Origin of the sequence: Chryseobacterium sp. MYb7, assembly GCF_002979455.1 — a bacterium.
GTDB lineage: Bacteria > Bacteroidota > Bacteroidia > Flavobacteriales > Weeksellaceae > Chryseobacterium.
In genome coordinates this window covers 21,490-46,474 of record NZ_PCOU01000009.1, presented here as the reverse complement: position 1 = coordinate 46,474, position 24,985 = coordinate 21,490, and the positions used below count along the sequence as shown (strand labels likewise).

Below are 24,985 nucleotides of genomic sequence, written 5' to 3'. Positions count from 1 at the left end.
GTGGAAGTTTAAAGCATCATGTTACCAAGAGCTGTCTGCAGACATTCTCTATAGGTTTTAGCAACTGTAATTTTTAAATCACCGCTGATTAAGTGGTTGTCTTCGAAAGATTCAATATTTGTCAGATTGACAATATAAGAATTATGGACACGCATAAATTCGTCCGGAAGGTTTTCGATAAGATCTTTAAGCGTTTTGTAATAAATATATCTTTTGTGATCTGTGGTATGAACTTCCACATAATTTCCAAGTCCCTTGATGATATTGATATCTTTAAAGAAAAGCTTGATCAGCTTTTTATCTGTTTTAATAAAGGCAAATGTCCGGTTCTCAATCATTTTAAGAGTATATTTTACAGGACTCTTTGGGCATGAAGGTAGGCCTTATTCCAATATTTTTCGTTCAGGGACGAAATCATCACTCCTTTTGAGGTAGAAGCATGAATGAATTTCACTTCTCCATCAGGGCCAATATCATGAACGATTCCTACGTGAGAGACTCTGCTTCCTCCTGCTGTTGCAAAAAACAACAGATCGCCAGGTTTCACTTCTTTGATATCAATGCTTTTCCCAGCCTCGGCCTGATCAGAAGATCTTCTTGGAAGATTAAAATCATTTTCTTCGAATACTTTTACCGTAAATCCTGAACAATCGAAGCCTGAAGAAGTATTTCCTCCAAACTTATACGGTGTTCCTATATATTTTTCAGCATCTTTCAGGATATCATTAATAGATCTTGAAACGTTACCATCAAATTTTGAATCCAGTTTTCTGAGATTTTCAGCTTTGGCTACGGTCTTCGTATTTGATTTTTTGTTACGGGATACACTTTTAGAGGATCCGCAGGAAACCACAAAAACAGACGCTGCCAGTACAACAACCATCTGCTTTATTTTTATTTTTTGTTGAAATAATTCCGTTCCCATATTCTTCTGATTTATAATTAATTAACAAAACACATCACAAATATACATTTTATATTTTAATTATAATATAACTATACTACAACTATATTATAAATATATGTTAAAATTTTGATTTCCATTATTTATTGGTATATTTGATTTCTATTTTGAAGATATGGCAACCTATGAAAGTGTAATCAAGATCACAGGAGCTGTGGGCGACCTGGTATTTTATAATCTGAACGGGAAAAATGTGGTTCGGAAGAAAAGTGGGTTCAATAAAACGGCTTTTAAAAAGAGTCCGTCATATGAGAAAGTACGCCAAAACAGTTCAGAATTCGGACACTGCTCAAAAATTGGGAAGGTGATCCGAAAGAGTCTGGAAATCTATATCAAAGAATCAGGTGATCCCCTCCTCTACCAGAAGTTTGCAAAGGTGATGACGGCCATCAAAGATTTAGATACGATTTCCGAAAGAGGAAAACGAACAGTTGAACTTGGTTTAAAAACTGAAGAAGGAAGAAAACTTCTGAGAGAATTTCAGATGGGTGCAATCAATAAGGTTTCGGATTGTATAAGAATTCAGGATCAGGTACTGTATAAGAATGATGAGTGTACTTCAGATCAGGCAGTGGTTATCACTATAAAATTAGATTCCGAAAACTATAAAACAGAATCTGCTGAAGAAATAATTACTTGGGATAAAAAACAGGAAAGTTCTTTTAAAAAGTATTTTTCCGAAGATGGCCTTCTACTCTACTTTGTGGTATTAAAGAATGAAAAGAATGAAATTACCCATATGGGATTTGTTTAAATAAAAAAGTCTGCAGTAGATTCTGCAGACTTTTTATTTTATTTCTTTTGTCCTTTCCAGGTTCCTGATTTTGGGGGTGTCGGAAGTGAGTTTGCCCAGTTTCCATTTCCATTCTTATCTTTAGGAGATAATGTCCCTTTGAATTCTCCTTTTGAGGGAAGTCCTAATGTTGCGTTAAGATCTCCTGTTTCACTTAAATTCCCGGAAATATTATAGTTTTCATCACTTATATCGGAATGCATTGTTCCTACCACTTTACCACTTTTATCTACCACAAAGTTCCAAACTCCTTTGTCACTTCCTTCATAAGAACCAGACCATGTTCCTACATAATCATAGATGGTATCATCATCAGAGCTGCAACCGATAAATAAAAATGCCGTAAATAAAAGTAAAAAAAGTTTCTTCATAGTTTCTAGTAGTTTTATAACCTAAAATCCTGTTATTCTCTATATACTTTCCTTTAAAAGTTCTGTTACTGAGAATAGTGTTTAATATTTAATATTTTTTTGTTCCGTGCAAATCTACTAATTTTTTATTCAAATTATCTGAATTTTAATTAGTGCTCAATATGTTTATTAAAAAACAACATATTTTGGCTAAAATACAAATATTTTTCAAACAAATACAAGGTGTTTAAATTTTGAGTTATTTTAAAAATAAACTTAAAAACAGATATTATTATATTAAATATTCGTTTACAATTACTTTATATTAGATTTCAGGCTATTTTCCTTCCTGTTTTAAAGATATTTCTTACCTTAGTGAAAAATTTAACCTTTTCAAAGAATAACATGAAAACAAAAACATTCTTTTTGGCAGCTTTTGCTATTTGTGGGAGTTTATCAGCACAGGTTGGGATCAATACTTCCACTCCAACCCATACATTAGATGTAAATGGTCTGGTAAGAGTAAGAGCGCTTTCGAATGCCGAAAAAAAAATTGTTGCAGCTGATGCAGACGGAGTTTTAACCCTGATTTCCCCTGAAGAGATTTTTGCTCCCAAAGCTTTATTAAACACCTCTATGTCTTCTACTGATCAAAGACTAACTATTTATGAAGGAAAATGCTTTCAGCCTATTGATAATGCTTCTTCATGTACCGTTTCTATTAATCACTATACTTCCTGTGCAGGATTCAGTAACCCAGTAGATACTCAAATTGTAGTAGGACAAGGAATTAATACAGGTAACGGACAATTTTTAGGAACCTGGACAGCCCGATATATTGATAACAAAGGATTTGCCGGTACAGCACCTGTTGCCAATCAAACAGCTCCTGATTATCCAAGGATTTCTTATCCAAGTGCCAATACCGTTAACTATTTAGGAAGTGGAAACTTTGCAGGCCAGTGTAATACCGATATTGTAACCACCATTAACCAGACCACCGGAGATATAAAAGTAGAGTCTGTGAAGCGAAGCATGTACGCACACCTTGTGTACCTTATTAATATTGCCCGTTCCAGATCTTTATAATACTCGATATTTGATTTCAAAAAAGACAGCCACAACATGAATTGCGGCTGTTTTTGTTTTCGCTTAATAAAACCCTATTTTTCAGAGGGTCAATAATTTATTTTTTATTGGGAACACATTCGCATGAACAGTCATGCAGATCTTGCATATCATCACAAACTCCTACTGATCTGCACTCATAATGAAACCCAATTTTGCATTGAACAACTGGAGTTGCTCCACCCTTTACTGATTTTAATTGCTCTCTTGAAATTTTCTTTAAATTTTCTTTAAATTTTTCATGGTTTTAAGTATTTTAATTCGATACTAAAATAACAATATTCTCTTTATAACAGGGAAAAAATTGACTATTATGACTATTTTACTAAAATATTTAGAAATAAATATAAAATGACTTCCGTTTAACTATATTTGATTTAAAATATTAAATATGAAAGTAGTTTTTGTGTCTGATGATTTAAAGGAAATTGATATTGACATTCCTGCAGCAGAGTTTGAAACGATGCCGATTGTTGGTGACTGGGTAAATATAGAATCATATGTAGACGAAATACAGTGGCAGCAAATTGAAAAATATTTGTATTCTATCAATAAGCTGGCTTTTGGCTTGATTAATGGCAGAACATGGACCAGAGAGGGGAATGAAAACATACTTTACGCTCATCTGGCATTCAGTTCTATTGATGAATAAATAGTCGAAGAATTCAATTATTACTTTTAAAAAGAATTCGCTTCTATTTTTTTATTTTCATCATAATTACTGAAAAAGAGGCCAACAAAAACAAGACTCCCGCTACCATAATGGCTGCCGAGGGATTACTGCCCAAAATATATTTGTAAACAGGTCCAAAAGTCAAGGTCTGAATCAGCATGGGAATCACAATCATCATATTAATTACTCCCATATAAACACCTCTTTTGCTAGCAGGAATCGATGGAGATACCATAGAATAAGGAAGCCCCATCATAGCCGCCCATCCAATACCAAAGAGAACCATAGGCAATAGTATCAAATATTCATTGGTGATGAATGGTAACATCAGCAATGATACTCCTGTGGCTACCAGACAGAAAGCATATACATTTTTAGCAGAATATCGGAGGGCAAATGGAATCAGAAGAAGTGCTGAAATCAATGTAATAAAATTGTAAAATCCATTCATAAGACCTGTCTGTCCCACTGCTTTTTCAACAAGATTAAGTACATTTTTTGCCCAAAGCAGATCATCCTGAGATACAGCAAGTCTATTTTTTGAAAGTTCGATCAATAAATTGGCACTTTCTTCATCTGTTTCCGAAATATGATAAAGCGTCTGCTTGATCATTGGAGTGACAAATTGCCAATAACAAAAAAGCGCGTACCATTGAAATAGATACACCATTGCCAGCTGCCAAAGTATTTTTGGCATATTAACAATAGCTTTAAAAATATCGACAAATGGTGTAAAAAGTGTATCATTTTCTTTTTCAGCTTTCAGTTGAATAAGTTCTTCGTCTGTCGGAGGAATTTCCGGTGTTTTGTACACAGACCATAAAACAGAGGCGACAGACCAGAAAGAACCCAAAAAGAATGAATAATAAACCCATTCAGGAATACCTCCTACTTCGGTGTTTCCTCCAAAGTCTTTCTGAAAAATAAAAAGAGAAAGATTGGCCAGTGTAATTCCGCCTCCCACAAAGAGACTCTGCATCTGGAAGCCAAAAGTCTGCTGTTCTTCCGGGAGTTTATCCCCTATAAATGCTCTGTACGGCTCCATAGCTGTATTATTGGCAGCATCCAAAACCCAGAGAAGCCCAACTGCCATCCAGATTGAAGAGCTGAACGGAAAAAGAAATAATGCAAGACTGCACAGTACAGCCCCCATCAGAAAAAAGGGTTTCCGTCGTCCCCATTTTACACTCCATGTTTTATCACTTATTGCTCCAATCAGCGGTTGGATAAGCAATCCTGTAACAGGACCTGCCAGATTAAGAATAGGAAGCTGATCTGCATGCGCCCCTAAAAAAGAATATAACGGATTCACAGCAGTCTGCTGCAGCCCAAAGCTATACTGAATGCCGAAAAACCCTACATTCATATTCCATATCTGCCAGAAACTCATTCTTGGTATTATTTTCTTATTCATAGCTTAGACTTTATAATATGATACTCTTTATCCAGTAACAGATCTGCTTTTTCTTTGAACTGACGAATGATTGTATGTTCAATCTCTAATACTTTTTCGATAAAATCACTTTGTTCATCACGGTTTCTTTTCATTCGATTTTCATAAGTATCTTTATAAGTGCGGTCAATAAAAATACTTACATCAAAATCATCAATATCCAACACGTAAGTTCCTTCAATAATAAGAACCTGAATATCTTCTATATTAAGAATTTCCTCTGAAACAGAATTTTCAGCATAATGAATCAGAGGTTTTGTAATGAAAGATTCATTTTCTTTAAAATTCTTTATTGTTTCCTGAATTTTATCCAGATATACTTCATGCACCCCGACATTATTCAGGCTTTTTTGTCTGTTCTCATGATTACTTTTGGGAGGAAGCTTAAAATAATCATCCATTTGTATCACCAGACCTGTTATCCCTTTTTCCTCTAAAATTTTTCTTAAAGCAAAGGCTGTGACTGATTTTCCACTGCCACTTTCCCCACCAATTCCAACAATCCATTTTTGAGACACCTGAAAGGTTTTCTTTATTCTTTCATAAATATTTTCAGCCGTATCCAAATGCTTTTGCTCCAAATTTATGACATCTCCAATCATCTTATAATCCGTTTTTTAAATATATAAATTGTATTGATACTGATCTTTACACTAGATCTTCATCAGAAGATAACCGCAGGCTGAAAAGCAAAGAAATTCAGTTCCTGCAGGGATTAGCTGGTCTGTAGAATAATATTCTCTGAAATCTGAACCTTTCTCCTTGAGGAGTTTTTCGTATTGGTGTAGAATTTCTAAAGGCATTTTATCATATCCTCTTTTTTTCAGTCCCAGACAAAGCCAGCCAAGGTATATGGGCCATGATCCGCCGTTATGAAAATGATAAGGCTGATTTTTAAATTGATAACTGTAATTGTTTTCCAATAAATTCCAGTCGGCGTCTTCAGGGAAAATAATGGGATAAAATACGGGCAGCATCCAATGACCAAACTCAAGTTTTAATTTTTCCAAAAAAAGAGTGAAGGCATCTAAATTTAGGTTCAACCCTAAAAAAACAGCTAAAGCATTTCCTGCCAGATCAAATCTTTCATCATACCCATTTGCATTCAATGATGCCCATAAATAAGGTGTTTTATTGGCTTTTTGATAAGCAGTTTCATGATATCGTTCTGCATGAATACCGCTCTTACTGAAATTGTTTTCTATCAGCTCTTTGGTTGTTTCAGTGAGAGATTGCAGGTGTGCATCTTCATATACCTTTGCTGCACTTTTGAATGCCCAGTAGCGGAGTACATTATCATATAAAACATAACCTGATGTGACATATTCATCTGCCCAGTTCCCTCCCAGCGGACTGTAAAGTAAACCTCTTTGGTTGAATTCCCAAGTCTTCAAACATGAAAATGCTTTATTTATTTTTTCTTTTAAAGCCTCTTTTAAATCTTCATCTTCGGTATACAAGATATATTCACAAGCTCCGATAATCCACCAAACCGTCGCATCTGTTCGTCCTACCAATGTTCCATAGCTGACTTCTTCACCAACAACATTCGAAGGGATCTGACCATTTTCAGCCTGATGCTTTACAAGTGTTTTTATTGATTTCTTCAAGCCCTCTGTAATTGCCTGATTTTTGATTAAAATACCGGTAATTCCTGTCATCATAGAATCTCTGGACCATACTCTGGCATAGTTATCCTTTCTTTTACAAGAGGCAAGAATTCCCTCTTCTGAAATGGACTGTTCTATAACCTGTAAAGCTTTTTGTGTAAACATATTATGAATAAGTTATTTTTAATTATCGTAATGATTATCAAATTAGAAATCAAATTTTACACTTGCTCCTATTGTTCTTCCCGGCAGTGTTCTCGCTCTGACAATTCCGTTGGTTCCCTGTAGTGATCCTTCTTCTGCTTCGGTAATGGCAAGTGCATTAAACACATTATTAGCATTCACATTCAGTGTCAGATTATGTAACAATCTGTATGAGATGTATGGATTTATAATGATATAGCCCGGCATAATCAATTTATTGCTATCCTGAGTAAATGCTTTTGTAGATCCTACAGCAAAGAAACCAAAGCTCAGCTTTTCTATATTGACATTAGGATTAAATGAATACATCAGCTTGGGAGTTCTTCTCGGCATATTGCCGATTATTGCCGGATCGATTGCATTTTTAATTTCGGCATGCGTATAAGTAAGACCGGCTTTGATATCGAAATATTTATTGATCTTATAAAATCCATCAAACTCAATTCCCCAGGACTGATATTTGTTTTCTGTTCTCAGCTGTGTGGTTGCTTCATAGTTGGCCTCAATGGTTTTTGCATAAAAGAAAGTAGTATTCAGAAAATAATTAGCTCCTCTTACTTTATAACCGGCTTCAATCTGATTGAGTTTATTCACTTTTACAGCATCTAAAGCAGGATCATCATTATTGGTATAATTGTATCCTGCAAAAAGAATTCTGTCGGCAGAAGCACTTCCTCCCTGGCTTACTCTGGCAAAAACTGCATGATGAGAATTTAGGGCATAATTGGCTCCAAATGAGTATCCGAAAATAGTATATTTATAATCAACAGGAACGGTTCCGTCTACCACAGCCACTGAAAGTTCAGGAGTTTCAATAATTCCGTTTTGATTCACATCAATGATACGTGTTGTATTTTTTGTTCCGGAAAAACTTCCTGATACATTTCCAAAATCGTATCGTACTCCAAGATCAAAGGTCAAGTTCGCAATGGGATTAATTTCCACTTGAGCATGAGGGGCAATCACAGAATACTTTGTGTCGTAATTTCTATTCACGCCTCCCCAATCCGGAACTCCATAGTGAAGCAGGCCGTTATCTGTAATTTTCGTTCCTGTATTGCTGATAATATCTACTAATCTTGCATTATTATCGGAAACTTCCATCAGATAGGTATTCCAGTTCCAGGACAGGTTGATGTTTTGTCTGCTGTTATACACTCCGGCATTGAGTTTTACTTTATTCCATTTTTTACTAATGTTTAAATCGCTGAAAAAGTTGTTCAGATTATTCAGTTTGGTATTGAATAAAACTGTTTTCATATATTTTCTATCGTTATCTACGGCTGTGCTGGTTCCTGCATAGACTGCACTTCCATATCCGGCAACAGATTCCAGAATTTCGGATTTGCTTCCCACTGCAGCAGGGAAAGGTGCTAAAAACTGTCCGTCATTTGCTACATATCTTGCCTTAGCATCTAATTTCCATCCGGCTCCCAGATCATAATTAAATTCCAAACCTACCGTCTTAGATACGGAATGCATTCCATCACGGATATCACTTTTAAGAATCTGCCCATTCCCTCCAAAAGTAAGATCATTTTTAAAATGAGAAGACTGAAGAGCCCCTGTTAAGATATTATAATTGCTTAGAGAGCTGTAATCAGGATTGGCATCTGAACCTGAAACTGCGATCGGCATTGGCATATAGGCTGCAGTTCTGTCATCGAGATATTTACCATAAACTCGGATACTCCCTTTTTCGAATTTCTTTAGTAAAGACAAACGAAACTGCCCTCCGTTATTAGAAGTATATCCTGTTTTTCTGGGACCGTCTCCACCTCTGTAAAAGCCGCCTACTCCAATATAAAAGTCTTTGCCCAGAGGAGTTCCGTAGTCTATATCTGTTCTGAAGTTGTTATAATTCAAACCTACCTGCTGGGTGATGCTTCCTCCCTTCTTTTCTCCCGTTTTGGTAATAAAATTGATAATCCCTGCCGGTGAATTTGATGCAAAAACTGATGCAGAACCTCCTCTCAATGCTTCAACCCTGGATACAAAAGAATCAAATCTTGTAAACTGGTCCTGCGTTCCAAAAGCAATATCTCCAAACTGCATTACCGGAAGACCATCCTCCTGAATCAGAAGATATCTTGATCCTCCTGCAGATACAGGAACTCCTCTTACCGTAATATTCGAGTTTCCTTCACCTCCTGAAGATTCACTGCGGATTCCCGGGATCGTTCTAAAAATTTCAGCTGTAGTTCTTGGTGCTGAATTGATAATATCAGCTTGTTTTAACGTTGAAATTGAAGTACTTGTCTTAATGGAAGATTTAGGATTGGAATTACCTGTAATAACAACTTCATCTATGATTTTATTTCTGGCTGATATTGTATCATGAACCGTATCCTGAGAGAACATAAAAGCAGCTGTATTAATGGTTCCTAAAATCAGCAATTTCTTTATCACTTGTGCTTCCATAGTATTTTCTAATTTTTTGTTATGTCTCAAAAGTATTTTTTTTAGTGTTTCGAAAAGGGATTTTGAACAGGGTATGAACACAGTATTAATTTCAAACGGTTGCGCAAACGGTTGCAGTTGATAAGTTTTCGTCGAATTAACTTTTAATTAACAAATCACTAGTGTTTATTTAACAAATATTAACAAAATGTTTTAGTACAATTATTCTTAATTTCTCCCAATAATTGACACGAACTTCTTAAAATGAAAAGAACTACCATAAAAGATCTTGCGAAGATGCTCAACATTAGTACTTCCACAGTTTCCAGAGCATTAAAGGATCATCCTGATATAAGCAGTTCTGTTAAGCTCAAAGTGAAGGAAGCCGCCGAAACGTTTAATTACGTTCCGAATGATTTTGCCATCAGTTTCAGGAAAAATTCTTCTAAGGTGATTGGCCTTATTGTTCCGGAAATTTCCATATTCTTTTTACCATCAATCATTAATGGTATTTCATCAGTTCTTAATAAAGAAGGATATCGCTTTTTCATATTATCATCCGATGATTCTTATGAGACAGAAAAAGAACATATAGAAACCTGCATCAATTCCAGGGTGGATGGCATTCTGATTTCATTAACAAAGGAGACAAAAGATGGTGAGCATTTGAAAAAACTGAAGGAAATGGAAATTCCGGTTATTATTTTCGACAAAACTGTTCCTCAGCAGAGTTTCGAATCTGTAATTTTTGACAATATAAAAACAGCCGAACTGTGTGCCCAAAAGCTAATTGATCAAGGCTGCAAAAATATACTGGCTATTTTTGGTGATGAAAATCTTGAAATTACTCAAAGCAGGCTCAGATCATTTGAAAACAAAATCAGCCAATCTTCTGACATCCAATTGGAAATCATATTCTGTAAATCTGCTGATATTGTAAAACAGAAACTTGATATTTTTTTAGATGATCATTCATTTGATGGTTTTTTTGCCATGAGTGACGAAACATTGATGGGGCTTCACAGCTCACTAATCAAAAGAAGCCTTAACAATACGAATAAAAAGGTGGTTGCGATAAGTGAAGGAACTCTTCCGAAATATTTGGATGAAACGTATGAGTATCAAATCAATAATGGATACGAAATGGGAATATTTGCTGCGAAAAAATTAATGGAAACCATCAAAAGGACAACTTCTGATCTCTCAACAAAATCTGATAATTGTTATTATTTATAAATTTCAGGCTTAAAAAGGCTTTGTCTGTATTTTATCCGAGACTAAATCAATCCTTTCAATTTTAGAAAAGGGAAAATTACTTTACAAAAAAATTATCCAATAGAAAAATCTCTGACCGAGAGACCCCAACTATTGGATAAATGAAAAACTTGTTTCAAATCTAAGAAAAGATTTATCCGGTACTTTATGAGTATAATCATAATCAGATATTTTCATTGTCATCGAAGAATTAATTAATGATTTCTCCTTTACTATTATCTAATTTTTCACGAAATCTTTGAAGATCTTCAGAACCTGGTTTAGTCCATTCTGTAATCTCTCCAATAATTTTCAGAGGCATTTCGGAACGGTAAGAACGGGTGGGATTTCCGGGAAACTTTTTATCTGTGACATTGGGATCATTTTCAAAATTCCCTGTTGGTTCCACAATATATACACGCTCTGCTCCATCACCTTTTGCCAATGCTGCAGCCAGCCCGGCTCCATGGGTTAAAGCAGTGAAGTAAATATGATTCATTTTTAATTCCGATTGATAATTAGAATTTCCGCCTGCTGTCAACAGGTCTCCAATCTGTAAATCAGCTTTTGTACCGTGGTAAAAGGATCCTTTATCAGACGGATGATTTTTAAGTAACAATGATAACTCAGCATTCTTTTTTGATTTTTCCCTATCTCTTAAATCCTCATAGCATTTGGAAATATTCAGATAAAGAGAAGGCAAAGCACTTTTAACGGTGTCATCATTGATTTTCAGGGCAAATTCTAAAGAAGTTTCAAGCCATTTTAACTGATCAGCAGTGGTTTTCTGATGACGTGATACATAATGAGCCGCCAAAAACTTTTCATGATCATCCGAACCTTTTTCCCAGGCTTGTAAAAATAATTGAGCCGCTTCTTCAGGCATTCCTTTATCTTCAAAGCCCATTCCTTGCAGGCAAAGTTTGATCACAGGATTAAAAGGAGAAAATTCCATATTTTATTTTTTTTCAAATTTACAAATCCAGACTGTAAAAAATTACAATTAATTTTGGGACATTCATATAATTTTCTTTCAGGAAAAAATGAAAAGATCCGAAATTTTGAATATGAAAAAAGCCCTTATGAAAAAGGGCTTTGTCGTTGTTGAGAATACTTGGGTTACTATTTACACCAATTAAAATCATTAAACTATATGTTAATTTCTGTTAATTGTATGAGGGATAAATAAAAAAAACAAAAAGTGCTTGTTTTCAATAAATTATGTGTACATTTGTAAAATAATCAGGCTACTGCCGATGCTTCTTCTGAAACTTTGAGTTTACTCTTCTATCAGTCTTCGCTTTTTCAGCCGCTAATTTTTGTCCTCAATAAGGTACAGTATTTTTCCAACTTGAATATTTCAAGATTCTAAAAAGACCCATCATTTTTGTTCGCAAATCGATTTATTACTGTTTTGAAGTCATTACAGTAATGGTGAGAGCCAAATTTTAATACAATAATTTTTTAATACATTACAATGCAACAAGGAACAGTAAAATTCTTTAACGATGCCAAAGGATTTGGTTTTATTACACCATCAACAGGTGGACAAGATGTTTTCGTACATACTTCAGGTTTAGTAGACAATATTCGTGAAAATGATGTCGTAACATTCGATTTACAAAACGGAGCAAAAGGCGTTAACGCGGTTAACGTAAAGATTGCTTAGTTTTTAAAGATTAAAAATCTTCAAACAAAGATATTAGCAGATAATTTAGTTTATCTGCTTTTTTTTGAATAATTACCTTTCTCACTGTAATTGTGTGTTCTCATTATTGACATCTGCTAAAATTTATATACTAAAGCATTAATATTAATATTCATACCTGCCCCAACTGATGCAAATAAAACTATATCATTTTCTTTGATATTGTGTTGTGGAAGTTCATTATTTAATATCATAGTGAGTAAAGTAGGTATGGTTGTTACACTACTGTTTCCTAGTTTGCTAATTATCATTGGCATAATATCTTTAGGCACTGGAGTGTCATATAACTTGTAAAAACGCTTTACGATTTCCTCATCCATTTTTTCATTAGCCTTATGAATTATAAGTTTGCTCAATTGGTTAATTTTGTATCCACTGTCATCTAAACATTTTTTCATAGCCTGTGGGACGTTTGTAAGAGCGAACTCATATATCTGTCTACCTGTCGTCTTAATGAATTTTGTATCTGAGAAATCCTCGGTATTATATGACTTTCCAAAATAAAGATAGTTTTTTTCGTTCAAGGTATGAGAAGCTGAAAGATGTGATTTTATTCCACTATCATCATGAGTTGCTTGGATGACCACTGCTCCTGCACCGTCTGCATAAATCATGCTATCTCTTTCATGAATGTCAACTACCCGTGATAATGTTTCTGCTCTAATTATTAGGAAGGTTTTTGCAATACCAGCTTTGATAAATGCATTACCTTGTATTACTCCCTCAATCCATCCTGGACAACCAAATAATACATCGTAAGCTACACAGTGATTTTAAGTTGATGTTTAACTCTTGAAGCTAAACTGGGACCGGCATCAGATTGATTTTTCCCATAAGGGACATCACCAAAATTGTGGGCAAATATTATGTAGTCAAGTGTTTCTGGATTAATTTTAGAGTTTTTTTTCCAACCCGCCCCTTTCAAAGTTTCTTTTTTTGGCAACTGTTTTTGTTCCTCCTGCGCTCCGAGTGGTTAAAAAGTTTTTAACAACCGTTGATACTTTGGTTAAAAACAGCCGGAAAAACTTGTATTTATGGGCTTTTTGTTGTATATTTATACATCTTTACTACATCGAATACGACGCCAATGAAGATTTTGTGCAATGGCTGTATGAAGATGATACTTTTAATATTCCTCATTGGGTTGTAATTGATTGGGAAGCTACGGCAAGGAGTATAATGCTTGACTATTTTGAGAGTAGCGGACATTATTTTAAATCGTAGTATATTTGTTTTAAAATAATCTAGGTTGTAACTCTTAAAGTTCAAATAGGTTTAATTAGATTCAAACAGATTCAAAAAAGCATTTTTCAAAAGTTTGGGTATAAAAACAAAAAAGAGAAAATGTAATTATTTATTTTTCAATAATTTACAAATTCTCTTTAGTTTAAAAAGTGGAGAATACGGGATTCGAACCCGTGACCTTTTGACTGCCAGTCAAACGCGCTAGCCAACTGCGCCAATCCCCCGTACTTTGTTTTTTAAAGCGGTACAAAAGTAAGTATTTAATTGATATTTGCAACTATTTTATAAATTTTATTAAATTAAAATTAAGGAAAACAGGCTCTGCGAACATAAAATCCATAATTCTCCATTGAATAACTTCCCAATTAATCCTATTTTTGCCTGAAATAATAACACAATCATGCAACTCTATACAGAAAGACTACTGCTGCGGGATATTACAATGGATGACAAGCAAGATATTTTCAATTACCGTTCAGATTCGGAAGCGAATAAATTTCAAGGCTGGATTCCTGAAACCCTGGAAGATGTGGAAAGTTTTATTCAAAGAAATACCAAAGAATTCAATCAGCCCGAAAGCTGGTACCAGCTTTTGATTACAGATAAAGAAACAAAAGTGGTCATTGGAGATATCGGAGTTCATTTTTTGGGAGTTGAGAACGTACAGGCAGAGTTAGGAATCACATTAAGTCCATCGTTTCAAGGTAAAGGCTATGCTTCTGAGGTTTTAGAAGGTATTATTGATTATCTTTTTAATGATTTACATAAACATAGAATTACAGCTTCTGTGGATCCTGACAATACAGCTTCCATTCAACTTATGGAAAGAATTGGTTTAAGAAAAGAAGGACATTTCGTGAAAAGTCTGTTCTGGAAAAACAACTGGGTAGATGATGTTATTTATGCTGTTTTACGTGAAGAGTGGCCTAAAAAATAAATTTTCCAATAAAATGAGAATATCTGCTAAGAAGTAAGTGCCGGCTATTCCTTATTTTATATACGTTCAGAAGTACAATCATTAAAAAGAAAAGTCCAAATCAGCAGTAGAAGACCTGAAATTAGAATGCATAGCCGCTGTAAAATAGTCACAGAACACCTGATACACTGTAGAATTGGTATCCGTTGCCCGGATTCCTAATTGTGTGTAAACCGTAAGAATTTGATGGGATAATTTTTGCACCAGCTCTACTCCATATTGGTGAATCTCGTGTTGTTGATCGTTTGAAATCTCTTTATGATCACCTAGTATATTTTCTACTTCTCTGGCTATGTTTAGTACTTTTTCCAAATGTTTTTCAACAGACTCAGCGAAACTTTTGAAATGGATATCAGGACGAATATATTCTGCCTCTTCAATAAAATGAGATGCTATTCCCAGGTAATTGACCAACAGCGTTAAATCTGCAAAAACCCGAAACGGAATGCTGTCCAGAATATCTTTGGTGAAAAAGGTATCATAAACAAAACTGTAATCTTCACTAATAAGAACATTTTCAATGGTGAATGAATAGGTTCCGCTGGCTTTCATTCCCATCGATTTCCAATTGGGAATAATTTTAGCATGTTCTTTCTTAATAATGAATGAACGAATGACCTCATTACCATCTTCATCTATTATAGGTTTCCCGTTGTCTGTAATTTTAGCATTTAAAGTAAAATGCGTCAGATGGGGTGCTCCGGTTGCAAAATTCCATGAGCCATTAATTAAATAGGTATCATCAATTTGTTTTTCCGCAATGCCACCAATCATACCGCTTCCGCCAAAGCATGTTTCAGAATGAGTGAACAGCAATTGAGCCACTTCAGGTTTAATGTTTCTGGAAAAATAATTGGCTCCGGCACAAAGTGTCAGCATCCAGCCAAAGCTTCCATCAGTTTCTGCCCAGCCGAACAATGCTTTAAGTCCTTCCTCAAAACGATAGCCCAGCCCTCCATACTTTTGGGGAACCCAGATCTTAAGTAATCCTTCTTCGTGAATATGCTCTATTACTTTATCCGAAATTACAGAAGCTCCCTGAAGTTCTTGTCTGATAGCTTTAGTACTGAGCATTAGCTTTAGATTTAATGATTTTCTGCCATTCTATATATCCGGAAATGGCTACTAAAAATAAAAATGACGTCAAGACAGCATAGAGATACAATTCCTTATGAATCATTAAAGGAATAGAAATAATATTACTTACGTTCAATATCACCCAGTTTTCAATTTTCCGTCTTGCCATCAGCCACATTCCTGCCCAGGCAAAAGCACTCACCAGAGAATCCCAGATAGGAACATCAGAATCGGTAAAATGGGTCAGAAAAGACCAGAATAAGATAAAAGTTCCCAAAACTATTCCTCCAGTAATCCATTTTTCTGTGGTGGTGGTAACAGAAATTTCCATTTTGGATTTTTGTTTCCCAAATTTCCAATACAGCCATCCGTAGATGCTCATGATCAGATAATAAAGATTTAAAGTAAATTCAGCATAAAGCTTGGAGGTAAGCATCACATACAACGTTAGCAGAATACCTGCAATTCCGAAAAGATAGTTGTTGACATTGTTTTTACGAGCCAGTAAAACCTGAATGACTGAAAATAAGACTCCAAACCATTCCGGTAAGGTAATTTGTTTTAAAATGTCCTGCATCATATTAATTATTAGAAATCAAATGATGAGATGATTGGTAAGCAATCCCTACGCCGGCATTATCCGGATCAGGTGTGGAAGTACATTCCTGGGTATCATCTCAGCCACTGTTCTGTAGCACCCCATTGTGGAGGCAAAGGTGCAGTTTTTTTGTGGAAAAAGAAAGGACTTCAGGTTTTTTATTTTGAATTAATACACATCAATCTACCATTTAAAATAAACATTCTATGCTTCCTGGACCAGCCGGAATGTAAGATTAATACGCTCCTTCATTGTAGTGACTGACTTAGCAATCCGATGTTCCCAATTTTCCTGAAGATCTCCTTTCATAATCAATAATGAACCATGAGGAAGTGGCAGGCTGTATTTATTCTGATGGTGATCCTTTTTCCGGAAATCAAAATTTCTGGTCTGTCCTAAACTTAAAGACGCAATCACAGGACGTTTTCCATATCTGCTCTCTTTATCTCGGTGCCATGCAACCGAATCATTGTGATCCCTGTAAAGATTAAGCAATACAGAATTGAACTGATAACCAAATGTTTCCTCTATCCTTTGTTTTAAAGATAACAATTCTGGTGTCCAGAGATTATTATCCACTTCCCCATTCCCCAATGGATAATCCGTTTTCGGATCACCATACCAGGCTGTTAAACGAGGTGTCAGAACCATTTTGTCATACATTTTCTGGGTTCGTTGTTTCCATGGAGCAGTTTCAAGCAAATGGTTTTTAAGTTGGTCCGCTTCTTCCTGACTCAGGAAATGTTCTCTGTACTCCAAAAGATCTTTTGGAAATTCATACAAATCTTCTGAATCGAACAGGCTGAGTTGGGGCATATTTTTAGTTTTTAAAATAATAGAAAACCTTATGTTATCTGACAAAATGAATTTGATACAAATAGTATCTGCAAATATATTAATAATGATACAAAATAAACCAAACCACAAAGGTCATTAGAAAAAAATACACAAGGGTAGATTTTTACGGAAGCAACATCATTATTTTTATTCGTTAAAAACAACCCTCTTTTTTATATAATTCACTTTTATAACAAATTGTAAATTAAATATCTGAAATAATTAATACATTCAAAAAAACGGGTAATAATGCGTTATATATACATAATAGGATGTCACTTCGGGAAGATTTAATACTTAATTCAAAAATAATTATCCATCTTTGCAGCCTTAAAATCAAACACGCTAGTTTATTTCATGAGCATTACTTTTAAAAAGCGACTAATTATAGCGCTTGTATTACCTACGGCCGCCATATATTATGGGCAAAGTACGAAGGATTCATTAGACAAATCAAAATCTATTGATGAGGTTATGTTGGTAGGTAGAAACCTTTCCCAAACAGCCAAAGAGAGAAAAACACCTGTTGCAGTTTCCAACATTAAAGCAGCAGAAATTCAGGAGAAACTGGGAAACAGAGAATTCCCTGAAATTATGAAGTCTACTCCATCCGTTTACGTGACCAAAGTAGGTGGAGGATTCGGAGACAGCAGAATCAACATGAGAGGTTTTGACGGGGCTAACATTGCAGTTATTATCAACGGACAGCCGGTTAATGACATGCAGGGAGGTACTGTATACTGGTCTAACTGGACTGGGTTAGCTGACATTGCAAGCAACATTCAGATTCAGAGAGGATTGGGAGCTTCTAAATTCGTGGTTCCCTCTGTAGGAGGAACCATCAATATTGTAACTAAAGCTACCGATTCTGAGCAAAAAGCAATGGTAAAAGGGGAAGTTGGTAACGACAATTACTCCAGAATATCTGCAATGTATTCTTCAGGATTAAAAAACAAATGGGGAACAACCGTATTGCTTTCCCGTTGGCAAGGTGACGGTTATATCAACGGAACTCAGGGAGAAGGTTATTCCTGGTTTTTCTCTACAGGATTTAAGCCTAATGAAAAACATGCATTCAACTTTATCGCAACCGGAGCACCACAGGTACACGACACAAGAAGATCTTCCGCAACCGGAGCGAATGTAGCTACTTTGCAGCAACTTGATACCTATGGAAGAAGATACAACCCACAAACAGGAATGCTGAACGGTTCTCAATTCAATCTTGCACCTAACTTCTACCACAAGCCTATCGCTTCATTAAACTGGGACTGGAATATCAATGATAATCTGAAATTATCCACAGTTCTTTATGGTTCATGGGGACGTGGTGGCGGAGGTACCGGACTTAACGGTTCTATCAAAAATGCGGCAGGACAAACTATGAATTTCATGAATTCTGGTGCAGGCGGAGACGGTACGATCAACTGGGATATGATTTATCGTTATAACAGAGGCGGTATGGTAACGGATTATAATGGAAATACTTTCCAAAAATCAACATTCACTGCACCTGCAGGTTCCCCTACGGATTATAACGGAAAATATGTAGCTACGCTGAACGGAACCAATGGGATCGTAAGAAAACAAAGCATCAATGCTCATGACTGGTATGGAGTAATCGCCGACCTTAATTATAAAAAGAATAACTGGACCTTTAACGGAGGTATTGATCTTAAAACATACAAAGGAGCTCTGTATGACATTGTAACTGATATGTTAGGATCAGATGCATTGTATGTTCCTAATACAGCCAATGCACCAAAGGGATATTTTATCAATCAGACTGTAAAGCCTGAACCGCTTACTAAGCTTAAAGATGCTCAGAAAGTATCTATTCACAATGAAGGTTTGGTAAAATGGGCTGGTATCTATGGTATGGTTGAATACAGCTCTGAAAAGCTAAGTGCTTCTGTTCAGGGATCCGTTTCTGAGCAATACTACAAGAGAGTAGATTATATGCTGTATACACCAGGAAATCAGGAAACAAAATGGTATCACAAAACGGGGTATATCGTAAAAGGTGGTGCCAACTATAATATAGATGACCATCATAATGTATTTTTCAATACAGGGGTTATCTCAAGACAGCCTTTATTCAACGCTTTGTTCCCGTCTAACCAGAATATCTACAACGATGCAAAGAATGAAAGAATCTTCTCTGTAGAGTTAGGATATGGTTTCAAATCGCGTTACATAGATGTAAACATCAATGCTTACAGAACGCAGTGGGATGACAGATTTATTTCAAGAACATTCAATGCTACAGCAGCCGATGTTGCAAAATTCTCCCAGTTAAGCCTTGGAAATGCTTATTTCTATAATGCTTTGAACGTTGGTCAAGTACACCAGGGACTTGAGCTGGAGACAAAAGTAAGACCTTTTGCTAACCTTAAGCTTAGAGGAATGGTTTCTTTCGGTAACTGGAAGTACAAAGGAAACGCCAACTTCAACATCCTTGATGTTCAAACTAACCAGGAAATAGCTGGAGCTACAGGTGTGATCAATATCAAAGACCTGAAGGTAGGAGATGCTGCACAAACTACTGCAAGTATCGGGGCTGATTATAATATTACCAAAGCATTCAGTATTGATGCTAACTGGGAATACTATGACAAGCTTTATGCACAATTCAACCCGATCAACTTCCTTACTGAAGCAGCAAGAGAAAAAGGAATTGTAAAATTGCCAAGCTACCATTTATTTGATGTAGGAGCTTCTTACAAATTCACATTGGATGCAAAAAAATCTTTAACATTGAGAGCGAACGTATACAACTTATTCAACAAATATTATATTTCTGAATTAAGCTCCAATATCTTCGCTGGTGATAAAATTGCAAATGGTCCCGATGCCGGAAAAACCTATCAGGATGCAGGCAGAGTCTATCAGGGTGTTGCAGATGGCAATACAGGATTCCTTGGTTTTGGAAGAACCTGGTCTGTTGCGGCCACTTTGAGATTCTAAGATCATATTATTTTAATAATGAATCAATTGAAAAGACTGTCCATTTTTGGGACAGTCTTTTCTTATTTTTAAACATAAGTGTCAAAAATAATATTCTATCTTTTTACAACTTAAAAATTTTTAGGTTTCCTATTCTGAGCAGCCTGTATGGCAATTTCATCAATACGGTTTTTTCTGGTTTCGGGTCTTTTGGCAAGTACAATCCATTGAAGCAGCATTTTTCTTATGGATTTACTCAAACTTAGAAAATACGTTTCAGAACCTTCATGCTGCTTAAATGCTTCATTCAAATCTTCAGGAATGGTAAGATCTTCCACACTGTCCAAAATATTCCACGAGCCATTCTCTTTGGCAATTCGGATGGTTTCAAATCCTGCTTTTGTCATCAGATTATTTTCTATCAATTTCTGAACCTTATCCTTATTAATTTTTGACCAGGTACTCTTCGGTTTCCGTCTGCTAAATAACTGCATAAAAGAACCTTCGTCAATGGTCTTCCTTGTACTGTCAATCCAGCCAAAACAAAGAGCTTCATCTACCAGATCTGTCCAATACACAATAGGTAAATTTGATTTTCTGGTATTACAAATCAGCCATACAGATTGCTCTATATGATGATTCTCCTCCAGCCATTGCCGCCATTCTGCCTTTGTATTGACATTGAAGGTTTGTTTCTCCGCAATTTTCCCCATAGCTTTTCTTTTATTGATGTAAAATTAGAATACTTTAGTGACAATAGTTTGTCAGTATTAAATTTCTATTTCTTAATTATCACATTCCATAATACAAGGCTATTGTAAAGAAATAAATCATAAATTAGACAAGTTAAATCATTAAAAAGGTTTTACTTTTTTTAGTTGGATATGGACAGAGAAACTATAAATTATATTATCAGATATTTTGGGAAATTAATGACCAGGGACGAAGCGTTAGCGCTAAATCATCATATGTATACTTTGAAGAGTTCTGAAAGTGAACATATCAGAAATGTAATGATAAAGCGGGGCTGGATAAATTCTGATCCTGAAGTCATAAAACTATTAGAACATGGATATGAAGTTTTTGAACAAAATGTTGTAACGCGGATATTGGCTGAAACTCCTGAAAAAGTTTTTTTCAATAATTGCCCGAAATGTAATAAACTTGCCCGCACTCCCTATGCAAAACAGTGCAGACATTGTGGATACAGCTGGCATGATGTTACTGCTAAATTTAAGATTGCCAGTGCTTTCCAACTTACCAACAGAAGCTTTTATCTGCTTGGGGAAATTATAGAAGGGGAAATAAATCCAGGTCAATTGATGGATTTAACGATACTAGGACTTCATAAAAAAATTAAAATTGGATCTATTGAATTAGCTGATGGAATGGATAACGGAAAACCCTGGAACAGGATTGGCCTTGGGACCAATGACCTAACGGAAGACGAAAAACAGCATTTAAAACAAAAATCTTTTCTTAATCCTATTATCAATATTTCCCAATCATAGTGTATGAGTCTTGAAAGGGTTGATTGTTAGTACTATTTGTTTAAAACTAATTATTTGCTATGTAAATCCATATCAATGAAATAAGCCAGATGTTCATGCATTTTTTCTACAAAATGAAGTTCCGCGTTCAGGATCTTAGCTGTTGATTTTTCAAAATTGTATTTGGTTTTGATACTGAATTCAAACTCGTCAACAGAAAAATCTTTCTCCTTCTCATAAAGCTTTTTGATATGGCTTTTCATAAGTTCATCATGGTTGTTCAGTACCGAATGAAACTCTACAAAAAGGTTCTTGTTTTCTTCTTCAAGTTTTACCAGTTTCAACTGATAGTGATATTCTACCCCATCAATCAGCCTGGAATGAATATTTGACAGGCTGAATAGAAAACTGTAATATTCATTAGGAGGAAATATAAGGTTATAAACTTCCGGCAGTAAGAGAATGTATTTCAGATTCTTCTTTAATTCAACATCAAAGTTTTTCAATCCCTTTTCATAATTTGTAATCAACTTATTTTGATCCTTTTCCTCCGGGAAAGCACTCGCCAGCTTATTCTCTTTCCATTCTTCCCAACTTTTCCAGAGATCAGGTTTATTCTCAATAGAAAGAATTTTCCCGCTAAGATTTCTTTTCAACTGAATATTGCGGGAAATATCTGCAAGGGCAAGACTTTGCAACAAAAAAGGCTTCATCAAAGCATCATCAGTATCACCCGTGATTTCCTGTAGTTTTATGGTGGTATTGATATCATGATCTCTCTTTTCTTGTTCAATAATAATATCTGATAAGGTTTTTAATGAGATTGGTTTATTCTCTTTACCCATAATAAAAGTATTCTCTACCTTCAGGGTGTATTCCTGCGAGAACTTTTCCAGTTGAAAAAGAGGAATATTTTCCCCGAATAAAAAATTTGAAATACTCATTTCATTACTATTGTATACTCTGAATGCCTTTATTGCTGATAATGAATTTTATATATTTTATGATTCTAACTCTAGTTTCTGATTGATAGTCAGATCATCATTTTAAGCTGGTACTGATGGAAGCTGATTAAATAGATTCTGGTAATCTAATAATACTTCATAGTCTAAATAATCTTTAGGCGTATCAAACCAATGTTTAGATAAATCTGCAGTTCCAAATTGTTCGATGAGTACTGTTTTTTCATTTTCTTTTACAAATTCCTTCAAAAAAACATTGTCTTTCTTCTTATTTGAATAGAATAATAGTGTTTTTCCAAGATCACCATACCAGGAAATTTGTTTTAAAAAAATTTTATTGTTACTGTATCCCTTAAAATCACCTTTAACGATGTCACCTTTGGAAAAGACTATCATTAAATTATGCTTAAGTATATTGTTATCATAAAAATTTAATATTATACTCATAGAATCAATGGTAACCTGGCAATAAGGTTTTTCATCTTTATAATAGTTAATACTATATTCAAGTTCATTTTCAAAAGCATATCTGGCCCACTCGTCAGGGGTATATTTTAGAAACTTCTTTGGAACATTCTGGCTAAACTCTGTAGATAAATGAACTTCTAATGTAGTTTGTTCATCCATTATCTTTTCCATAAGTCCATTATACTTCGAAAATTCTGTTTTATACATTTTTATAATAAATTTTTAATTAAATTAATCCAGAAATATTATCCACTATTTCTACTCCTTTTTTTCTTGCATGCTCAATAACTTCTTTACTTAAGTTACCAACTTTTTCAACATGTAATATTACTTTACCTCCAGCTGAATTTATTACTTGGCCAGTCTGTGTCATAGGTTTACCATTATATTTTGCTGCATCATCAATATAACTTTTGATTGTTTTATCTGAAATTTGACTTAGATCACTAGCTTTACGTTCAATAATTTTAAAAGTTCCGTCAGCATTTTCTATTAATCCATCTATTTTTCCAACTTTCCCCTTCTTTAATAAGACTTCAACTTCATGAGAATATTTAAAACCTTTTTCTAATGCTTGTTTTCTTAATTCGCTATTCCATACTAAATTAAAAAAATATCCACGCCTAACTTTCTGAAACCATTTCTGAGATTCCAGAATCATTTGGGACAAGCATCTGCCAGAATTATGAACCAGTAAAGCCAGCAGGCCTACAAAATAGGTATGAAAATGAGCTACCGTAAAGTTATAAACTTTTTTAGGTTCATAGCTATATTCTATCCTTTCAATAATAACTTTCGTATCATTTTTCGTTAGAATTTTTTCACCTATTTCTAATTCTGAAGCATCTTTCCAGCCTTCCTCAGTATAAAAAGGATGTATTGCAGTTGTTTCAATCACTTCAGCTTCGGTATAAATACTAATGGTATGGTCACTTTCATTGACGATAAGATCAATCACCGGCTGAAGGGCTACGGTATCCGTATCTTCATCATAAGCCCACACCTGATCTCCGATTTGGACATCTTCAATATTTTTAATTCCGTGTTCGGTATGCACAGGTGTTCCGGCTGGAAAACAGGCAAAAACACAGGTCTTAAGCAATTTTTTGGCTACATCATCCACACTTTTCTTTAAAGCTTCTTTGCTCAGCTTTTTTAGTGCCGCTTTTCCCATCTGTTGCAGAGCTTCTTTAGATATGGCTTTTGCCCCTGCTTTTATAGCTCCTTTTACTCCTGCTTTTGCTCCCTGCATAGCTACTGTTCCGGTTCCGAAAGAAACTACACCTACGGCTATAGAAGCGACATCCCAGATTAAAAATCCGGCATTCATAAGACCACCGCCAACATCTCCGGTTTGTATATCATTGATGAGGTCACGACCGCTTCCCCAAACCGGGATCATACCTTCTACAAAACCTGCCTCACCTACACTATCGCCATGTCCACTATCGTCAAGTTCACGCTGTGCCTGATCCTGCATATCTTTTACCTCCTTGGCCGCATCATCCGGAAGTGGAACCTGCCCACTGGTCATAAACTCTATCTTCCCGCCTATAGGACATTGACAAGTACTTTTCCCTATCAAAGAACGGATCCCGTTAATTTTTACCTGCCAGGTATCCTGCCATTTCATAGGAACAGTAGTAGGTGTACAAGGTCCTCCACTGATCTTACACACTTTAAAGGAAGGGATATTAATAAGAGGAGTAGCATCCTGATTGGTCGCTACAAGACAGCCATGGATTTTCACCTTCGTATTGAACGTAGGTTTAAAGAAATCCGGAGCTGCCCCCTGGTCACACATCATCAGGGCATTGAGGGTTATGTATTCTAACTCATCCATGATTTC

Annotated in this window: 23 protein-coding genes, 1 tRNA gene, 2 pseudogenes and 1 riboswitch; of the genes and pseudogenes, 8 read left to right on the top strand and 18 right to left on the bottom strand. The window is 35.3% G+C overall.

Going from position 1 to position 24,985, the window contains the following annotated elements:
• Window positions 1-8 precede the first annotated feature (8 nt).
• Window positions 9-338: a LytR/AlgR family response regulator transcription factor gene (locus CQ046_RS09245; protein WP_228406918.1), complete on the bottom strand. Its 330-nt coding sequence runs from the start codon at window positions 336-338 to the stop codon at window positions 9-11.
• A gap of 14 nt (window positions 339-352) precedes the next feature.
• Complete coding sequence (locus CQ046_RS09240; protein ID WP_185126171.1) at window positions 353-925, bottom strand: C40 family peptidase; 573 nt, start codon at window positions 923-925, stop codon at window positions 353-355.
• 154 nt (window positions 926-1,079) lie between these two features.
• Between CQ046_RS09240 and CQ046_RS09235 the strand changes: the two genes are divergently transcribed.
• Entirely contained in the window at window positions 1,080-1,718 is a 639-nt protein-coding gene (locus tag CQ046_RS09235) for a hypothetical protein (RefSeq protein WP_105701985.1), read from the top strand.
• 38 nt (window positions 1,719-1,756) lie between these two features.
• Here the strand turns inward: CQ046_RS09235 and CQ046_RS09230 are convergent, their stop codons facing one another.
• Window positions 1,757-2,128, bottom strand: a complete 372-nt coding sequence (locus tag CQ046_RS09230) for a hypothetical protein (protein WP_105701984.1) — start codon at window positions 2,126-2,128, stop codon at window positions 1,757-1,759.
• Window positions 2,129-2,512: 384 nt separating this feature from the next.
• Between CQ046_RS09230 and CQ046_RS09225 the strand changes: the two genes are divergently transcribed.
• On the top strand, window positions 2,513-3,196 hold the full coding sequence (locus tag CQ046_RS09225) for a hypothetical protein (RefSeq protein WP_105701983.1): 684 nt from the start codon (window positions 2,513-2,515) through the stop codon (window positions 3,194-3,196).
• A gap of 97 nt (window positions 3,197-3,293) precedes the next feature.
• Here the strand turns inward: CQ046_RS09225 and CQ046_RS24050 are convergent.
• Window positions 3,294-3,461: pseudogene (locus tag CQ046_RS24050) on the bottom strand (bacteriocin-like protein); the annotation flags it as partial.
• Window positions 3,462-3,626: 165 nt separating this feature from the next.
• On the opposite strand from CQ046_RS24050, the gene CQ046_RS09220 reads away from it, so the two are divergent.
• On the top strand, window positions 3,627-3,887 hold the full coding sequence (locus CQ046_RS09220; RefSeq protein WP_105701982.1) for a hypothetical protein: 261 nt from the start codon (window positions 3,627-3,629) through the stop codon (window positions 3,885-3,887).
• Between the two features lie 43 nt (window positions 3,888-3,930).
• Here CQ046_RS09220 and CQ046_RS09215 read toward each other — a convergent pair whose 3' ends face one another.
• The 4 genes from CQ046_RS09215 to CQ046_RS09200 are packed head-to-tail and all read right to left on the bottom strand — an operon-like array spanning window position 3,931 to window position 9,626.
• Entirely contained in the window at window positions 3,931-5,322 is a 1,392-nt protein-coding gene (locus CQ046_RS09215; protein WP_105701981.1) for an MFS transporter, read from the bottom strand.
• Window positions 5,319-5,963: a uridine kinase gene (locus CQ046_RS09210; protein ID WP_105701980.1), complete on the bottom strand. Its 645-nt coding sequence runs from the start codon at window positions 5,961-5,963 to the stop codon at window positions 5,319-5,321. The genes CQ046_RS09215 and CQ046_RS09210 overlap by 4 nt, the downstream gene beginning before the upstream one ends.
• A 51-nt stretch (window positions 5,964-6,014) precedes the next feature.
• Window positions 6,015-7,136, bottom strand: coding sequence for a glycoside hydrolase 100 family protein (locus CQ046_RS09205; protein ID WP_105701979.1), 1,122 nt, complete (start codon window positions 7,134-7,136; stop codon window positions 6,015-6,017).
• A gap of 42 nt (window positions 7,137-7,178) precedes the next feature.
• Entirely contained in the window at window positions 7,179-9,626 is a 2,448-nt protein-coding gene (locus CQ046_RS09200; RefSeq protein ID WP_123906599.1) for a TonB-dependent receptor, read from the bottom strand.
• Window positions 9,627-9,839: 213 nt separating this feature from the next.
• Between CQ046_RS09200 and CQ046_RS09195 the strand changes: the two genes are divergently transcribed.
• Window positions 9,840-10,811, top strand: coding sequence for a LacI family DNA-binding transcriptional regulator (locus CQ046_RS09195; RefSeq protein WP_105701977.1), 972 nt, complete (start codon window positions 9,840-9,842; stop codon window positions 10,809-10,811).
• Window positions 10,812-11,040: 229 nt separating this feature from the next.
• On the opposite strand, the gene arr is transcribed toward CQ046_RS09195, so the two are convergent.
• The gene (gene arr / locus CQ046_RS24045) at window positions 11,041-11,448 is read right to left on the bottom strand and encodes an NAD(+)--rifampin ADP-ribosyltransferase (protein WP_410493679.1); all 408 of its coding nucleotides are present in this window, start codon (window positions 11,446-11,448) and stop codon (window positions 11,041-11,043) included.
• 858 nt (window positions 11,449-12,306) lie between these two features.
• On the opposite strand from arr, the gene CQ046_RS09185 reads away from it, so the two are divergent.
• The gene (locus CQ046_RS09185) at window positions 12,307-12,498 is read left to right on the top strand and encodes a cold-shock protein (protein ID WP_072410777.1); all 192 of its coding nucleotides are present in this window, start codon (window positions 12,307-12,309) and stop codon (window positions 12,496-12,498) included.
• A gap of 116 nt (window positions 12,499-12,614) precedes the next feature.
• Here CQ046_RS09185 and CQ046_RS09180 read toward each other — a convergent pair.
• Window positions 12,615-13,441: pseudogene (locus CQ046_RS09180) on the bottom strand (3-oxoacyl-ACP synthase III family protein); the annotation flags it as partial.
• Between the two features lie 491 nt (window positions 13,442-13,932).
• Window positions 13,933-14,006: transfer RNA gene (locus CQ046_RS09170), tRNA-Ala, on the bottom strand.
• 176 nt (window positions 14,007-14,182) lie between these two features.
• Between CQ046_RS09170 and CQ046_RS09165 the strand changes: the two genes are divergently transcribed.
• A complete protein-coding gene (locus CQ046_RS09165) occupies window positions 14,183-14,719 on the top strand; it encodes a GNAT family N-acetyltransferase (protein WP_105701974.1) in 537 nt (178 codons plus the stop codon).
• A gap of 81 nt (window positions 14,720-14,800) precedes the next feature.
• Here CQ046_RS09165 and CQ046_RS09160 read toward each other — a convergent pair whose 3' ends face one another.
• The 3 genes from CQ046_RS09160 to CQ046_RS09150 form a co-directional block, all read right to left on the bottom strand.
• A complete protein-coding gene (locus tag CQ046_RS09160) occupies window positions 14,801-15,832 on the bottom strand; it encodes a hypothetical protein (protein ID WP_105701973.1) in 1,032 nt (343 codons plus the stop codon).
• Complete coding sequence (pnuC, locus tag CQ046_RS09155; protein ID WP_105701972.1) at window positions 15,819-16,415, bottom strand: nicotinamide riboside transporter PnuC; 597 nt, start codon at window positions 16,413-16,415, stop codon at window positions 15,819-15,821. The genes CQ046_RS09160 and pnuC overlap by 14 nt, the downstream gene beginning before the upstream one ends.
• Window positions 16,416-16,440: 25 nt before the next feature.
• A riboswitch (TPP riboswitch) is annotated at window positions 16,441-16,547 on the bottom strand.
• Between the two features lie 90 nt (window positions 16,548-16,637).
• Window positions 16,638-17,249 (bottom strand): alpha-ketoglutarate-dependent dioxygenase AlkB family protein, encoded by a 612-nt coding sequence (locus tag CQ046_RS09150; RefSeq protein WP_105701971.1) that lies wholly within the window; start codon window positions 17,247-17,249, stop codon window positions 16,638-16,640.
• A gap of 378 nt (window positions 17,250-17,627) precedes the next feature.
• On the opposite strand from CQ046_RS09150, the gene CQ046_RS09145 reads away from it, so the two are divergent.
• Window positions 17,628-20,237, top strand: a complete 2,610-nt coding sequence (locus CQ046_RS09145) for a TonB-dependent receptor (protein ID WP_105701970.1) — start codon at window positions 17,628-17,630, stop codon at window positions 20,235-20,237.
• Between the two features lie 110 nt (window positions 20,238-20,347).
• Here the strand turns inward: CQ046_RS09145 and CQ046_RS09140 are convergent, their stop codons facing one another.
• Window positions 20,348-20,929, bottom strand: a complete 582-nt coding sequence (locus CQ046_RS09140; RefSeq protein WP_105701969.1) for a YdeI/OmpD-associated family protein — start codon at window positions 20,927-20,929, stop codon at window positions 20,348-20,350.
• A 171-nt stretch (window positions 20,930-21,100) separates the two neighbouring features.
• Here CQ046_RS09140 and CQ046_RS09135 point away from each other — a divergent pair, with 171 nt between their 5' ends.
• Window positions 21,101-21,727: a hypothetical protein gene (locus CQ046_RS09135; RefSeq protein ID WP_105701968.1), complete on the top strand. Its 627-nt coding sequence runs from the start codon at window positions 21,101-21,103 to the stop codon at window positions 21,725-21,727.
• 50 nt (window positions 21,728-21,777) lie between these two features.
• Here CQ046_RS09135 and CQ046_RS09130 read toward each other — a convergent pair whose 3' ends face one another.
• From CQ046_RS09130 to CQ046_RS09120, 3 genes are all read right to left on the bottom strand, one after another.
• A complete protein-coding gene (locus tag CQ046_RS09130; protein ID WP_105701967.1) occupies window positions 21,778-22,650 on the bottom strand; it encodes a hypothetical protein in 873 nt (290 codons plus the stop codon).
• Between the two features lie 102 nt (window positions 22,651-22,752).
• Window positions 22,753-23,343 (bottom strand): hypothetical protein, encoded by a 591-nt coding sequence (locus CQ046_RS09125; RefSeq protein WP_105701966.1) that lies wholly within the window; start codon window positions 23,341-23,343, stop codon window positions 22,753-22,755.
• 19 nt (window positions 23,344-23,362) lie between these two features.
• Window positions 23,363-24,979, bottom strand: a complete 1,617-nt coding sequence (locus CQ046_RS09120) for a polymorphic toxin-type HINT domain-containing protein (RefSeq protein ID WP_105701965.1) — start codon at window positions 24,977-24,979, stop codon at window positions 23,363-23,365.
• Window positions 24,980-24,985 lie beyond the last annotated feature (6 nt).

Excerpts from the sequence above, each read along its gene's own strand:
- CQ046_RS09245 (WP_228406918.1), bottom strand. The coding sequence starts at position 338 with ATGATTGAGAACCGGACATTTGCCTTTATTAAAACAGATAAAAAGCTG.
- CQ046_RS09240 (WP_185126171.1), bottom strand. The coding sequence starts at position 925 with ATGGGAACGGAATTATTTCAACAAAAAATAAAAATAAAGCAGATGGTT.
- CQ046_RS09235 (WP_105701985.1), top strand. The coding sequence starts at position 1,080 with ATGGCAACCTATGAAAGTGTAATCAAGATCACAGGAGCTGTGGGCGAC.
- CQ046_RS09230 (WP_105701984.1), bottom strand. The coding sequence starts at position 2,128 with ATGAAGAAACTTTTTTTACTTTTATTTACGGCATTTTTATTTATCGGT.
- CQ046_RS09225 (WP_105701983.1), top strand. The coding sequence starts at position 2,513 with ATGAAAACAAAAACATTCTTTTTGGCAGCTTTTGCTATTTGTGGGAGT.
- CQ046_RS09220 (WP_105701982.1), top strand. The coding sequence starts at position 3,627 with ATGAAAGTAGTTTTTGTGTCTGATGATTTAAAGGAAATTGATATTGAC.
- CQ046_RS09215 (WP_105701981.1), bottom strand. The coding sequence starts at position 5,322 with ATGAATAAGAAAATAATACCAAGAATGAGTTTCTGGCAGATATGGAAT.
- CQ046_RS09210 (WP_105701980.1), bottom strand. The coding sequence starts at position 5,963 with ATGATTGGAGATGTCATAAATTTGGAGCAAAAGCATTTGGATACGGCT.
- CQ046_RS09205 (WP_105701979.1), bottom strand. The coding sequence starts at position 7,136 with ATGTTTACACAAAAAGCTTTACAGGTTATAGAACAGTCCATTTCAGAA.
- CQ046_RS09195 (WP_105701977.1), top strand. The coding sequence starts at position 9,840 with ATGAAAAGAACTACCATAAAAGATCTTGCGAAGATGCTCAACATTAGT.
- CQ046_RS09185 (WP_072410777.1), top strand. The coding sequence starts at position 12,307 with ATGCAACAAGGAACAGTAAAATTCTTTAACGATGCCAAAGGATTTGGT.
- CQ046_RS09165 (WP_105701974.1), top strand. The coding sequence starts at position 14,183 with ATGCAACTCTATACAGAAAGACTACTGCTGCGGGATATTACAATGGAT.
- CQ046_RS09160 (WP_105701973.1), bottom strand. The coding sequence starts at position 15,832 with ATGCTCAGTACTAAAGCTATCAGACAAGAACTTCAGGGAGCTTCTGTA.
- pnuC (WP_105701972.1), bottom strand. The coding sequence starts at position 16,415 with ATGATGCAGGACATTTTAAAACAAATTACCTTACCGGAATGGTTTGGA.
- CQ046_RS09150 (WP_105701971.1), bottom strand. The coding sequence starts at position 17,249 with ATGCCCCAACTCAGCCTGTTCGATTCAGAAGATTTGTATGAATTTCCA.
- CQ046_RS09145 (WP_105701970.1), top strand. The coding sequence starts at position 17,628 with ATGAGCATTACTTTTAAAAAGCGACTAATTATAGCGCTTGTATTACCT.
- CQ046_RS09140 (WP_105701969.1), bottom strand. The coding sequence starts at position 20,929 with ATGGGGAAAATTGCGGAGAAACAAACCTTCAATGTCAATACAAAGGCA.
- CQ046_RS09135 (WP_105701968.1), top strand. The coding sequence starts at position 21,101 with ATGGACAGAGAAACTATAAATTATATTATCAGATATTTTGGGAAATTA.
- CQ046_RS09130 (WP_105701967.1), bottom strand. The coding sequence starts at position 22,650 with ATGAGTATTTCAAATTTTTTATTCGGGGAAAATATTCCTCTTTTTCAA.
- CQ046_RS09125 (WP_105701966.1), bottom strand. The coding sequence starts at position 23,343 with ATGTATAAAACAGAATTTTCGAAGTATAATGGACTTATGGAAAAGATA.
- CQ046_RS09120 (WP_105701965.1), bottom strand. The coding sequence starts at position 24,979 with ATGGATGAGTTAGAATACATAACCCTCAATGCCCTGATGATGTGTGAC.